Source organism: Pseudomonas atacamensis (assembly GCF_017167965.1).
Classification (GTDB): domain Bacteria; phylum Pseudomonadota; class Gammaproteobacteria; order Pseudomonadales; family Pseudomonadaceae; genus Aquipseudomonas; species Aquipseudomonas atacamensis.
On sequence record NZ_CP070503.1, the window covers coordinates 5,238,107 to 5,252,835 of the forward strand.

Genomic DNA, 14,729 nt, shown 5'->3' on the forward strand with positions numbered 1-14,729 from the left:
GCCAGAACACCAGCGAGGCGCCTGCCTCTGACCGGTTGGTCAGTATTCGTTGTCGGTCATTCAGCACTTCATCCCTGAGACTCGTTGCTCTCCTCCAGTTCCAGCATCAGCCCGCTAAGACGCTTGACCTTGCGCTGCACCGCTTCCTCAAACACGCCGGCACGTGGCTCGATCAAGGTGAACCAGTACCGGGCGCGAGTAATTCCGGTGTAGATGAGTTCTTTGGTCAGCACGGGGTTCAACGCATCCGGCAGGATCAGCGCCGTGTGGGCGAACTCCGAACCCTGGGACTTGTGCACCGTCATGGCGTACACGGTTTCAACATCATTGAGCCGACTCGGCAACACGAAGCGCACGCCGCCCTGTCCATCGTTACGCGGAAAAGCCACGCGCAGAACCGTTTTGCCGATCTCTGCGCCTTCACGCTCGGGCAGTTTCAGGGCGATGCCGATGTCGCCGTTCATCAGGCCCAGACCATAGTCGTTACGAGTCATCAGCACCGGGCGACCTTCATACCACTGCTGATCGCTCTCGATCAGACGCGCCTTGAGCAACGCAGCGGTGATGCGCTGGTTCAGACCTTCAACGCCCCACGGCCCTTTGCGCACCGCGCACAGCAACTGGAACGTATCGAACGCCTGCAAGACTTCCCGCGCCCAATCGGTCCAGTCCGCATGCTCAAGAGGCCGCGTCGATGATGGACGCTGATCGCGCAGTACGCTCAAGTAATGGCGATAACCTTGCGGGCCGTTGCGGTGACCTTCGAGCAAGAGGCGTTCGAGCTTGTGATCGTGCTCGCCTTTGAGCGGCAGCGAATACACATCATCGTAGCTGCCGGCCGCGAGCAACTGTCGCGCCTCGTCGGCCAATTGCTGATTGACCCGGCGCGCGAGCTGACCGATGCCGCTGCCCTCGCCGAAGCGGCGCGAGTGCCGCAGCATCACCACTTGCTGCGCGAGCGGATGGGTGCCGTCGCGGTCTTCATGCAAACCGCTGCCCTGCAACGACTCGCCACTGACCGACTCCAGCCATTGTCGGGTCTGCGGGCTGTACCAACCGCCCTCGGCATCACGACACAGATCGCCCAACACCGCACCGGCCTCGACCGAGGCCAACTGATCCTTGTCGCCCAGCAGTACCAGCCGCGCATGGGCCGGCATGGCGTCGAGCAAGTTGGCCATCATTTCCAAGTCGATCATCGAGGCTTCGTCGACCACCAGAACATCCAGCGGTAATCGATTACCGGCATGGTGACGGAAATGCCGGGTACCCGGTCGACTGCCGAGCAAACGGTGCACGGTGGTCACATCGCTGGGGATCGCCGTGCGCACCGCTTCGGCGACTTGCAAAGATTGCACTTGCTGACTGATCGACTCGGTCAAGCGCGCGGCGGCCTTGCCGGTCGGTGCCGCCAGACGAATGCGCAGCGGATGGCCAGCCTCGACAGCCGGTGCCTGCAGCAACGCGAGCAAGCGCACCACCGTGGTGGTTTTACCGGTACCCGGGCCGCCGGTGATGATGCTGAAGGCGCTGCGCGTGGCGATGGCGCAGGCGAGTTTCTGCCAGTCGATGACAGCTGCAGATTTCGCGCCGCCGAACAATTCATTGAGGCGCTGCGGCAGATCATCTGGCGTCGGCTCCGATTGCATCAAGCGTTGGCGCAACGCTGCATCGATGCGGCGTTCGTAGGTCCAGTAGCGGCGCAAGTACAGGCGTTTCGAGGACAGCACCAACGGACGTGTCTGCGCTGGTTCACTGGCATCGGCGGCCAGCGCGACCAGCGAGCTGCTCGCCAGCACTTTGCACCAATGGGCTCCATCGAGCGTTTCGAGCAATTGCGAAGGCAGCAACAACACACCGCCCTGCACATCGCCTTCGGGCGGCAATGACAGGGCAAAATCCGGTGCATTGAGTGTTTCAAACAGGTCCAGACACACATGACCATGGCCGAGCTGGTGACTGGTCAACGCCGCAGCCAGCAGCACCAACGGGTCGGTCTCGGGCTCGAGTTCATGCAGGAAAGCGACAAAGGCGCGGTCCAACGCGCGCAGCCAGCCGCGCTCAACCCAACGGCTCAGCAACAACAGCAAATCATCGGCGCGGGTCAGCGGCGAGAGTTTCGACAGGCTGTCCGCTTCCAGTGGTGTCGGCAGCAGATCGGCGAATGTGCGGCTCATAGCAGGACTCCCTGTTCCCAGGCGGGTTCGGACTTGGGTTCGGGTTTGCCCTGGAACATCCGGTCGAGGCGTTCGATCAATTCCCGTGGTGGCCGCACGAAGTACACACCGCGACTCTCCGCACGCGTACCGCGCAGGAACAGATAAAGCGCCCCACCGACATGGCGGTCGTAATCGTAATCCGCCAGCCGCGCCTTCAACTGGCGATGCAATGCCAGCAGATACAGCACGTATTGCAGGTCATAACGGTTGTCGAGGATCGACTGCTCCATTGCCTGCACGGTGTAGGCCTGATCATCCACGCCGAGCCAGTTGGATTTGTAATCGGCGACGTAATAACGGCCAGCGTGCTCGAAGGTCAGGTCGATAAAGCCCTTGAACATGCCGTTGAGTTGTACCGGCTCCGCCGCCACCCGGGCGACGCCATTGTGGGTGTGCTGGCGCACCTGTTCATCGAGCTTGAGCACGTCGACTTTGTGGCTGGCGAACCAGAACTCCATCTCGACGCGGTATTGCTTCAGTTGCTCAAGAACCACCGGCGGTTGCCCGCCAGCGATCGGCAACGGCGACTTGAGCAATTGTTGCAGCCAGTCAGTCAGCGTGGTAATCCAGCCTTGCCAGCCGCGCAGGTTGCAACGCCGGGCAATTGCATTTTCCAGTGCTTCGCGGGTAACCGAAAAACCTTCAGCGCCCGCCCATTCGAGCAAGCCATGCAAAAACGTGCCGGGATTCGGTCCGCGAGGAAAACGGTGGATATCGGCGCCACCGCTGATGATTTCGCGGGGTGCGTCGGGGTCGAGGCGCTCGTCGTCGAAGAGCTTTTGCGCCTGCGGACTGTCCGGTGCTTCGTCGCTGCCGATGCTCATTATGTCGCTGATGCGCAGGGCGCTGTACGACGCGATCCACCAGTTTTCACTGGCTTTGCGTTTAGGCCGTAGTGTGGCTCGCAGCACTGCTTCATTGCGCGGCGGCTGGTAATGCTCATCAGTGGGCTGAGGCATTTCGCCGATGCCAATCGCCGCGCAGTCTTGCTGCAGATCGCGCAGCCAGCGATTCAATTCGCTGGACTCGCCCAAAGCGGCACCGCCACCGAGTAAGTAACCCAGCGCAGACAGGTGCAACACCGAGCTGTTGTTATTGCCGCGCTTGAGATCGGTGACGCCCAGCCAGCAGGCATGCTGCGCGCGCGTTAATGCGACATACAGAAGACGCAGATCTTCGGCCAGACGCTCATCGTCAGCCAGGGCGATCAACTCGGGAGTCGGTTTGAGGCTGATCTGCGCCTTGCCCGCAGCGTCGTGGTAATGCAGCGGCAAACGGCTGCCATCCACCGGTTTCGCCGAGCAAATGAATGGCAGGAACACCAGCGGATATTCCAGCCCCTTGGATTTGTGAATGGTCACCACTTTGACCAGTTGCTCGTCGCTTTCCAGACGCAGAATCTGCTCTTCACCGGCCTGACCGGACAGTGCCAGCAGCTCGGCCAGATGGCGGATCAGCGCTTGCTCGCCGTCCAGTTCAGCAGCGGCTTGCTGCATCAGTTCCGAGAGGTGCAAAAGGTTGGTCAGCACGCGCTCGCCGTCACTGCGCTGCATCAGGGTCTGCGGCAAATGGAAATCGTGAAGCAGGCGGCGCAACATCGGTAACACGCCCTGTTTGCGCCAGAGCTCGCGATAGCCGCGGAACTGCATGACCCGGGCTTCCCAGACCATTTCATCCTGGTTCAGGCGCTCCAGCTCGATCAGCGGCAGGTTCAAGGTGGTGCAGGCCAGCGCAGCCTTGAGCGAGCGTTCGACATCGGGTTCGGCGCAAGCCTTCAGCCACGCCAGAAGGTCGTGCGCCTCTTGCGCGGCGAATACGGAATCCTTGTCCGAGAGATAAACGCTGCGCACCCCTCTGGCGGCGAGTTCGGCGCGTACGGCCTGGGCCTCTTTACCGTCGCGGACGAGGATCGCGATGTCAGAAGGACGCAGACCTCTGAAGTCATCTGCCTGAACAAAACCAGCGCTACCGTTTTGCCCGCCATTGAGCAGTGCGGTGATTTCACTGGCGCAGGCGGCGGCCATTTGCTGGCGATAGACCGCGCCGGACAGCGGCTGATCGCCAGACAACAGCCAGACATTCAGTGCCGCGACGTCTTGCCCGGCAATCCGCAGCGTTTCCTTGCGCCCCTGAGACTCGACCGGGAGGAACGGCACCGGGTTTTCGCCGGTTTTCTCGCGAAACAAAAACGCGCCGCGTCCTTGCTCTCGGGACTCGGCGCGTTCGAATACGTGATTGACCGCTGTGACCATGCCGTGGCTGGAGCGGAAGTTGGTGCCGAGCGTATGCAAGCGGCCTGTGGTGGCCTGACGTGCGCGCAGATAGGTGTAGATGTCGGCACCACGGAAAGCGTAGATCGCCTGTTTGGGATCGCCGATCAGGAACAGGCCGGTGTCAGGGTGATTGTCTTCGATGCGGTAGATGCTTTCGAAGATGCGGTATTGCACCGGATCGGTGTCTTGAAATTCGTCGATCAGCGCTACCGGAAACTGCTCGCGGATCAGCGTTGCCAGACGCTCACCGCCCTCCGATTGCAGCGCGGCATCCAGACGCAGCAACATGTCGTCGAACCCCATTTCTGCACGACGGCGCTTCTCTTCCTCAAAACGCGCGCCGACCCACTTGGCAGCGTGTTGCAGAACAGCGGCATCGGGGGTCGGCAATGCGTCGAGGCTCGACTTCAGTGCGGACATGGCGTCCAGCCCCGGATGACTCGGGGCCTGGCCTTTCCAGGCTTCGGCCATGCCTTCGGGTGTCAGACGGATGAAGCCGGTGCCAATGTCCAGTTGCTCAAGCGCCTCGTCTGCGGCCCAGGTCTTGAGTTTCTCGAACCAGGGCTCGAAATAACGCGCCTGCATCTTGCGGCCATCGACGGTTTTGCTGGCGACGCCTTCATGGCAGAGCGCGAGCAGTTCGTCTGCCCAATCACGCCAAGGCGCTTTCAGTTCGACCAACGCCGCTCGCCGCTCCAGCAAACATTCGGCGATCAGCTCCGCAGGCACCTTGCCCTCATCGGTGTCACGCTCGCTGGCGAACAAGCCGCGTACCCGAGGCAACAACGCTGCGGGGCCACCCCAATTGCTGCGCACCCAGTTCAGCGCATCGCCCTGCATCGGGTAACAGAACAGTCGCCAGTAATCGCGCAGCACCTCGCCGAGCAAATCGCTGTGATCGGTTTCCAGCGACTGCGTGAACAGGCTGCCGCTGTCGAACGCATGCTCGCGCAGCATGCGCTGACACCAGCTGTGAATGGTCGAGACAGCGGCTTCGTCCATCCACTGCGCGGCGATATCGAGGCGGTTGGCACAGCCCGGCCATTGCTGCGGATCGAACTGTTCGCGCAGCTCGGCGATCAGTCCGTCGGGGGCAGTAATTTCATCGCGGAAGAATCGCGCGGCCTCAGCCAAGCGTGTCCGAATGCGTTCACGCAGTTCTTTGGTAGCAGCGTCGGTAAACGTCACTACGAGGATCTGCGGCGGCAGCAGTTCGCGTGCGAAACCGCTTCTCTCGCCGCCATGACCGAGAATCAGCCGCAGATAAAGTGCCGAGATCGTAAAGGTTTTACCGGTGCCGGCGCTTGCTTCGATCAACTGGCTGCCGCGCAACGGGAAGGCCAGAGCCAACGGTGTTTTGGTACTCATGCGCGCGCACCTTCGCTGGACAAGGAACGCCACGGCGCTTCGAATAATGGGCGGTACAACGCGTCGCACCAGCCGGTGAAGGTTTCGTCTGCCAACAATGCATCGAAGTCGGGATATTGCCGGAGCAGTGCCGGGCTTTCACGCCGCTCGCCGTTGCTGGTCTGGCCGTCACCGTCATAGGCTTTTCGCGCAGCGGCTTCGGCTTTGACCGGGTCAGTTTGAGACAACCAGGCGAACGCGGTTTTTATCGCAATCGGCAAGGGTTGGCGCATGCCTGATTGCCACGCAAGAAGCAGGTCACCGAGCAAACGCAACGCTCGGTCTCGCTCCATTGGCTCCAGCAACAACGTGTCATCACTGGCGACCAATGCCGTGGTCAGCGCATGCTCGCTGGCGCAGGCGACCAGATGGGTGACCCACGGTTTGGTCAGCCGGTGCCACTTGCGCGTTTTGATCGAGCCGATGCTGTTGGGAATAGTGGTGACTGACAGTAGTCCGCCATCGGCGCGTTGATGCAGGTTTGCGAGCCAGCCCTCCAGCCGCGAACCCTGCAGGTCGAGACTGACCGGGATCGCACTGGTCAACGGCGTCGGCCATAACGTCAGCAACTGTTGATAACGCTGCAGAAGATCCGGTAGCGGTTCGATCAGTTCATGCTGTAGGCATTCGCCAAAACCGGCCATAGGCAGCAGACCACTGTTTTGCAGGCGCAGCGCCCGGGCTTGCAGCGCCTGATCGATATTGTCCGGCTGGCTGAGTGCGGCTTCCAGCAAGCTGTCGCTGAGCGTGTAGCGCTGCAGCGCGTCCAGCACAAAAGGTTCTTCATCGGCCAGCGGTGCTTGCGCGGCCTCGAAATACACCTTTAGGCGTTGAGTGAAAAAATGCCGAACCGGGTTCCGCAAAAAATCCTGCAGCAATGCCAGCGTCAACGGTTCCTCTTGAACATATGGCGCGAGTAACAGTGCTTCGCTTTGTTGCGCTTTCTCTTGATGTAATACCTGCCACTCGCTGGCGTAGCTGAACAGTTGCTCGCCTTCGTGGAAATAGCGGGCGCTGAAAGGTTGCAGGGGATGTTCTTCGGTCAGCGCGTCTAACAGATCCTGGCTTGGGTCGATTGAACGCCAGCCGCTGGCGAGGTGATCGCGCAACTGGCCGATGAGCACCGAGGCAGGTCGTTCGCTGTTGTCACGGATGCTGCGACCGACCCAACTGATATAGAGCTGAGAGCGTGCGGACAACAGCGCTTCGAGTAGCAGGTAGCGGTCATCTTCACGCCGTGAGCGGTCGCCAGGTCGGTAATCGCTGCCCATCAGGTCGAAATCCAGAGGCGGTTGGGCACGCGGATAGTCGCCGTCATTCATGCCCAGCAGACAGACCAGTTTGAAAGGAATCGCGCGCATCGGCATCAAAGTGCAGAAATTCACCGCACCGGCGAGGAATCGTTGCGATAAACGGCCCTGATCCAGCCCGGCGAGCCAGGCTTCGCGCACGACAGTCAGCGGCAGTTCGTCAGTCAGCCCGACCGCCTCGCAGGTCTCGAGCCAGGTTTCGCGAAGCTCCTCCAACTGGGTCAGCAGGTAGTCGTCGTGCTCGTTGCTCGCCTGAAAGAACACCTGCATCAGCGCCTGCAAACGCAGCCCCCACTCTTTCGGTTGAGCCGGTTGCGTGAGTTGCCGATGAGCGATTTCCAGGGCATCCAGCAGAGCCACCAGTGGACCGATCAGGGCAGCATCAAGCCCACCAATTTCGTCGTAAGGCTCGATACCTGCACATGCGTCGGCACTGCCGACGGCGTAGCCCAGCAGCATTCGGCGCAGGCCGAAATGCCAGCTGTTCTGCTCCAGTTCCTCCGGCAAACCGAGACCGGCCCGTTGCTCGGCACTCATGCCCCAACGCACGCCGGCGCCTTCGATCCAGCGATGCAAAGTTGGCAGGTCGCGCTCCTCTACGCCAAAGCGAGCACGCAGAGCCGGGACATCGAGCAGGTCGAGGATCTCACTGACCGGGAAACGACTGTCCGGCAATTTGAGCAAATGTTCGACCGCAATTAGCAACGGATCACGTCCACGCTGGCCCTGGTCCGCCAAAGTGAAAGGAATGAAGCGCGGGTCAAATCGATCGAGCTGACCGAAAACCGCGCGGATATGCGGGGCATAGCTGTCGATATCCGGGACCATCACGATCACGTCCCGTGGGCGTAGAGCCGGGTCAGCGCTGAAACGCGCCAGGAGTTGATCGTGCAGGATTTCGACTTCGCGCTGGGCACTGTGGGCGATGTGAAACCGGATCGATTGGTCCTGCGTCAGGTCGACAGCGGGCCAGAGCTCACGAGTCTCGTTGAGGGGGCGCAATTCGAGGATGTCGTCCTGCAGCTGGTTAAGCATGTTGTGGGGCTGGGCTTCGCTGAACAGGTCGATGCGGCCGTCACGAAAGGCTGCGCGGTAGCTGTTGGGGTCGTCGTAGCTGTCGAGCAGGTTGATATAGTCGCGACCTTGCTTGCCCCAAGCGGCCAGCAACGGATGTGCGTGCTGATGCAGGGTCTCGGCGTCAAGTACCACTGGCATCCCGCTTTTGCGTTGTTGCCGCTTGTATTGATGCCGCAGCAGATCCTTGTCGGCAACGATATCGGCCCAGTGATGGCGACAGGGGTTGTGTACGCAAAGCAGAACCTGACTGAAGCGCGCCAGACCGGCGAGCGCTTCAAGAACTTGTGCGGGCAATGAAGAAATACCAAAGACGATAACGCGCGGCGGCAGTGAAGCCGGAGCCTCATCAAGGGTGTTGATGAGCTCCATGAAACGTTGATGGACGCCGGCACGGCTCTGCGCCATGCCTTGTTCGCCGACATCATCCAGCAGCGCTCGCCACAACTCGGCCTGCCAGCAACTGGTCGGTGGCAGAGGTTTGATTTCACCTCGCACATTGCGCAGTTGGTGGCGGCCTTCCGCCCAATCTTCCAGCCAGTCGGCCCGGTAGACCTGATATTGGTCAAACAGGTCGGCCAGACGCTCTGACAATTGATAGCGCTTACGCAGATCGCTGTCGTGGGTAAGGAAGCGTTGCAGCGGCTCGAAATGGGGGCGATCGATTACCTGTGGCAAGAGGCGCATCAGGCGCCAGGTCAGCGGAGCCTTATCGAGCAGGGATTTAGGCGGAATCTCTTCTCGTCCCAATACCAGGCGATACAGCTGCCACATGAAACTGCCGGGTAGTTGAACGTCAATCGCCGCAGCGATCCCGCAACCGCCAAGGTCATCGTCTTCAGGATCTTCGGCCAATGCCAGTTTGAGCCATTGGGCGATGCCGTTGCTTTGCACCAAAGCGATTTCGTTTTCCAAGGGTGCCAGTGGGTAACGCCGCATGATGCTGACCACAAGGCTGCGCAGCTCATCGAGACTGTTGCTCTGAACCACCATGAATGCAGCGTTGAGGGACTGGGCGTCCGACATATGGATTCCTTGGAAAATCGCTAAAGCCGAGGCAGAACCTTAGCATTGTCGGCCGGCTGTGACAGCCGGACGAGGTCTGCGAAGGCTGTAAGAACTTTCTCGCAGGCAAAACAAAACCCCAACTGCTTTCGCAATTGGGGTTTCGGAATTTAATCTTGACGATGACCTACTCTCACATGGGGAAACCCCACACTACCATCGGCGATGCATCGTTTCACTGCTGAGTTCGGGATGGGATCAGGTGGTTCCAACGCTCTATGGTCGTCAAGAAATTCGGGTACTGACTCGTGACCAGATGGCCTCGCTTCAGCAAATTGGGTATGTGACAGCTTTCGGTGTTTGTGCGTTTCGAACTTTCGGTTCGTTTCGTCTTCACACACCGCAATCTGGTGCCTTTTCAGGTCAGCAAATTGCTTGGGTGTTATATGGTCAAGCCTCACGGGCAATTAGTATTGGTTAGCTCAACGCCTCACAGCGCTTACACACCCAACCTATCAACGTCGTAGTCTTCGACGGCCCTTCAGGGAACTCAAGGTTCCAGTGAGATCTCATCTTGAGGCAAGTTTCCCGCTTAGATGCTTTCAGCGGTTATCTTTCCCGAACATAGCTACCCGGCAATGCCACTGGCGTGACAACCGGAACACCAGAGGTTCGTCCACTCCGGTCCTCTCGTACTAGGAGCAGCCCCTCTCAAATCTCAAACGTCCACGGCAGATAGGGACCGAACTGTCTCACGACGTTCTAAACCCAGCTCGCGTACCACTTTAAATGGCGAACAGCCATACCCTTGGGACCGGCTTCAGCCCCAGGATGTGATGAGCCGACATCGAGGTGCCAAACACCGCCGTCGATATGAACTCTTGGGCGGTATCAGCCTGTTATCCCCGGAGTACCTTTTATCCGTTGAGCGATGGCCCTTCCATACAGAACCACCGGATCACTAAGACCTACTTTCGTACCTGCTCGACGTGTCTGTCTCGCAGTCAAGCGCGCTTTTGCCTTTATACTCTACGACCGATTTCCGACCGGTCTGAGCGCACCTTCGTACTCCTCCGTTACTCTTTAGGAGGAGACCGCCCCAGTCAAACTACCCACCATACACTGTCCTCGATCCGGATAACGGACCTGAGTTAGAACCTCAAAGTTGCCAGGGTGGTATTTCAAGGATGGCTCCACGCGAACTGGCGTCCACGCTTCAAAGCCTCCCACCTATCCTACACAAGCAAATTCAAAGTCCAGTGCAAAGCTATAGTAAAGGTTCACGGGGTCTTTCCGTCTAGCCGCGGATACACTGCATCTTCACAGCGATTTCAATTTCACTGAGTCTCGGGTGGAGACAGCGCCGCCATCGTTACGCCATTCGTGCAGGTCGGAACTTACCCGACAAGGAATTTCGCTACCTTAGGACCGTTATAGTTACGGCCGCCGTTTACCGGGGCTTCGATCAAGAGCTTCGCGTTAGCTAACCCCATCAATTAACCTTCCGGCACCGGGCAGGCGTCACACCCTATACGTCCACTTTCGTGTTTGCAGAGTGCTGTGTTTTTAATAAACAGTCGCAGCGGCCTGGTATCTTCGACCGGCATGAGCTTACGGAGCAAGTCCTTCACCCTCACCGGCGCACCTTCTCCCGAAGTTACGGTGCCATTTTGCCTAGTTCCTTCACCCGAGTTCTCTCAAGCGCCTTGGTATTCTCTACCCAACCACCTGTGTCGGTTTGGGGTACGGTTCCTGGTTACCTGAAGCTTAGAAGCTTTTCTTGGAAGCATGGCATCAACCACTTCGTCACCCAAAGGGTAACTCGTCATCAGCTCTCGGCCTTAAGATCCCGGATTTACCTAAGATCTCAGCCTACCACCTTAAACTTGGACAACCAACGCCAAGCTGGCCTAGCCTTCTCCGTCCCTCCATCGCAATAACCAGAAGTACAGGAATATTAACCTGTTTTCCATCGACTACGCTTTTCAGCCTCGCCTTAGGGACCGACTAACCCTGCGTCGATTAACGTTGCGCAGGAAACCTTGGTCTTTCGGCGTGGGTGTTTTTCACACCCATTGTCGTTACTCATGTCAGCATTCGCACTTCTGATACCTCCAGCAAGCTTCTCAACTCACCTTCACAGGCTTACAGAACGCTCCTCTACCGCATCATCCGAAGATGATACCCGTAGCTTCGGTGTATGGTTTGAGCCCCGTTACATCTTCCGCGCAGGCCGACTCGACTAGTGAGCTATTACGCTTTCTTTAAAGGGTGGCTGCTTCTAAGCCAACCTCCTAGCTGTCTAAGCCTTCCCACATCGTTTCCCACTTAACCATAACTTTGGGACCTTAGCTGACGGTCTGGGTTGTTTCCCTTTTCACGACGGACGTTAGCACCCGCCGTGTGTCTCCCATGCTCGGCACTTGTAGGTATTCGGAGTTTGCATCGGTTTGGTAAGTCGGGATGACCCCCTAGCCGAAACAGTGCTCTACCCCCTACAGTGATACATGAGGCGCTACCTAAATAGCTTTCGAGGAGAACCAGCTATCTCCGAGCTTGATTAGCCTTTCACTCCGATCCACAGGTCATCCGCTAACTTTTCAACGGTAGTCGGTTCGGTCCTCCAGTCAGTGTTACCTAACCTTCAACCTGCCCATGGATAGATCGCCCGGTTTCGGGTCTATTCCCAGCGACTAGACGCCCTATTAAGACTCGCTTTCGCTACGCCTCCCCTATTCGGTTAAGCTCGCCACTGAAAATAAGTCGCTGACCCATTATACAAAAGGTACGCAGTCACAGAACAAAGTCTGCTCCCACTGCTTGTACGCATACGGTTTCAGGATCTATTTCACTCCCCTCTCCGGGGTTCTTTTCGCCTTTCCCTCACGGTACTAGTTCACTATCGGTCAGTCAGTAGTATTTAGCCTTGGAGGATGGTCCCCCCATATTCAGACAAAGTTTCTCGTGCTCCGTCCTACTCGATTTCATGACTAAGAGATTTTCGCGTACAGGGCTATCACCCACTATGGCCGCACTTTCCAGAGCGTTCCGCTAATCTCAAAGCCACTTAAGGGCTAGTCCCCGTTCGCTCGCCACTACTAAGGGAATCTCGGTTGATTTCTTTTCCTCAGGGTACTTAGATGTTTCAGTTCCCCTGGTTCGCCTCTTGCACCTATGTATTCAGTACAAGATAACCATCTTATGATGGCTGGGTTCCCCCATTCAGACATCTCCGGATCAAAGTCTGTTTGCCGACTCCCCGAAGCTTTTCGCAGGCTACCACGTCTTTCATCGCCTCTGACTGCCAAGGCATCCACCGTATGCGCTTCTTCACTTGACCATATAACCCCAAGCAATCTGGTTATACTGTGAAGACGACATTCGCCGAAAATTCGAATTTCTCAACTAAGAGAACTCACAAATTTTACCTTAGCCTGATCCGTTACCAGTGAAAGTAACGTTCAGTCTATCTTTCTATCACATACCCAAATTTTTAAAGAACGATCTAATCAAAAGACTAGAAATCAATATTCAGTGCGAATATTCATTTCTAAACTCTCAAACTTCGAAGCAGTTTATGGTGGAGCCAAGCGGGATCGAACCGCTGACCTCCTGCGTGCAAGGCAGGCGCTCTCCCAGCTGAGCTATGGCCCCATAACAAAATTGGTGGGTCTGGGCAGATTCGAACTGCCGACCTCACCCTTATCAGGGGTGCGCTCTAACCAACTGAGCTACAGACCCAATTTCGAGCTTGTAACTGTTAGCTCAGAGCTATCAGCTTGGAGCTTAAAGCTGCTTCTATCGTCTTCTTCAATGAATCAAGCAATTCGTGTGGGAGCTCATGCAGCAGCTGATGTCGTCGATTAAGGAGGTGATCCAGCCGCAGGTTCCCCTACGGCTACCTTGTTACGACTTCACCCCAGTCATGAATCACACCGTGGTAACCGTCCTCCCGAAGGTTAGACTAGCTACTTCTGGTGCAACCCACTCCCATGGTGTGACGGGCGGTGTGTACAAGGCCCGGGAACGTATTCACCGCGACATTCTGATTCGCGATTACTAGCGATTCCGACTTCACGCAGTCGAGTTGCAGACTGCGATCCGGACTACGATCGGTTTTATGGGATTAGCTCCACCTCGCGGCTTGGCAACCCTTTGTACCGACCATTGTAGCACGTGTGTAGCCCAGGCCGTAAGGGCCATGATGACTTGACGTCATCCCCACCTTCCTCCGGTTTGTCACCGGCAGTCTCCTTAGAGTGCCCACCATTACGTGCTGGTAACTAAGGACAAGGGTTGCGCTCGTTACGGGACTTAACCCAACATCTCACGACACGAGCTGACGACAGCCATGCAGCACCTGTCTCAATGTTCCCGAAGGCACCAATCCATCTCTGGAAAGTTCATTGGATGTCAAGGCCTGGTAAGGTTCTTCGCGTTGCTTCGAATTAAACCACATGCTCCACCGCTTGTGCGGGCCCCCGTCAATTCATTTGAGTTTTAACCTTGCGGCCGTACTCCCCAGGCGGTCAACTTAATGCGTTAGCTGCGCCACTAAGAGCTCAAGGCTCCCAACGGCTAGTTGACATCGTTTACGGCGTGGACTACCAGGGTATCTAATCCTGTTTGCTCCCCACGCTTTCGCACCTCAGTGTCAGTATCAGTCCAGGTGGTCGCCTTCGCCACTGGTGTTCCTTCCTATATCTACGCATTTCACCGCTACACAGGAAATTCCACCACCCTCTACCATACTCTAGCTTGCCAGTTTTGGATGCAGTTCCCAGGTTGAGCCCGGGGATTTCACATCCAACTTAACAAACCACCTACGCGCGCTTTACGCCCAGTAATTCCGATTAACGCTTGCACCCTCTGTATTACCGCGGCTGCTGGCACAGAGTTAGCCGGTGCTTATTCTGTCGGTAACGTCAAAATTGCAGAGTATTAATCTACAACCCTTCCTCCCAACTTAAAGTGCTTTACAATCCGAAGACCTTCTTCACACACGCGGCATGGCTGGATCAGGCTTTCGCCCATTGTCCAATATTCCCCACTGCTGCCTCCCGTAGGAGTCTGGACCGTGTCTCAGTTCCAGTGTGACTGATCATCCTCTCAGACCAGTTACGGATCGTCGCCTTGGTGAGCCATTACCTCACCAACTAGCTAATCCGACCTAGGCTCATCTGATAGCGCAAGGCCCGAAGGTCCCCTGCTTTCTCCCGTAGGACGTATGCGGTATTAGCGTTCCTTTCGAAACGTTGTCCCCCACTACCAGGCAGATTCCTAGGCATTACTCACCCGTCCGCCGCTGAATCCAGGAGCAAGCTCCCTTCATCCGCTCGACTTGCATGTGTTAGGCCTGCCGCCAGCGTTCAATCTGAGCCATGATCAAACTCTTCAGTTCAAACATCTTTGGGTTTTTAAGAAACCCTAAACTTGGCTCA

The 14,729-nt window shown here is 57.4% G+C and carries 3 protein-coding genes, 2 tRNA genes and 3 rRNA genes; all 8 read right to left on the minus strand.

What is annotated here, in order from left to right; genetic code table 11:
* Positions 1–68: 68 nt before the first annotated feature.
* A complete protein-coding gene (gene recD / locus JWU58_RS23930) occupies positions 69–2,177 on the minus strand; it encodes an exodeoxyribonuclease V subunit alpha (protein ID WP_206421087.1) in 2,109 nt (702 codons plus the stop codon).
* Positions 2,174–5,860: an exodeoxyribonuclease V subunit beta gene (recB, locus tag JWU58_RS23935; protein ID WP_206421088.1), complete on the minus strand. Its 3,687-nt coding sequence runs from the start codon at positions 5,858–5,860 to the stop codon at positions 2,174–2,176. The genes recD and recB overlap by 4 nt, the downstream gene beginning before the upstream one ends.
* Positions 5,857–9,309 (minus strand): exodeoxyribonuclease V subunit gamma, encoded by a 3,453-nt coding sequence (gene recC, locus JWU58_RS23940; RefSeq protein WP_206421089.1) that lies wholly within the window; start codon positions 9,307–9,309, stop codon positions 5,857–5,859. The genes recB and recC overlap by 4 nt, the downstream gene beginning before the upstream one ends.
* 153 nt (positions 9,310–9,462) lie before the next feature.
* Positions 9,463–9,578, minus strand: a 5S ribosomal RNA gene (rrf, locus tag JWU58_RS23945).
* Between the two features lie 156 nt (positions 9,579–9,734).
* Positions 9,735–12,628, minus strand: a 23S ribosomal RNA gene (locus JWU58_RS23950).
* 238 nt (positions 12,629–12,866) lie between these two features.
* Positions 12,867–12,942: transfer RNA gene (locus tag JWU58_RS23955), tRNA-Ala, on the minus strand.
* Between the two features lie 10 nt (positions 12,943–12,952).
* Positions 12,953–13,029 (minus strand) — tRNA-Ile (locus tag JWU58_RS23960).
* Positions 13,030–13,152: 123 nt separating this feature from the next.
* Positions 13,153–14,689, minus strand: a 16S ribosomal RNA gene (locus JWU58_RS23965).
* Together the 16S, 23S and 5S rRNA genes with 2 tRNA genes alongside form the textbook arrangement of a ribosomal RNA operon.
* Positions 14,690–14,729: the final 40 nt, after the last annotated feature.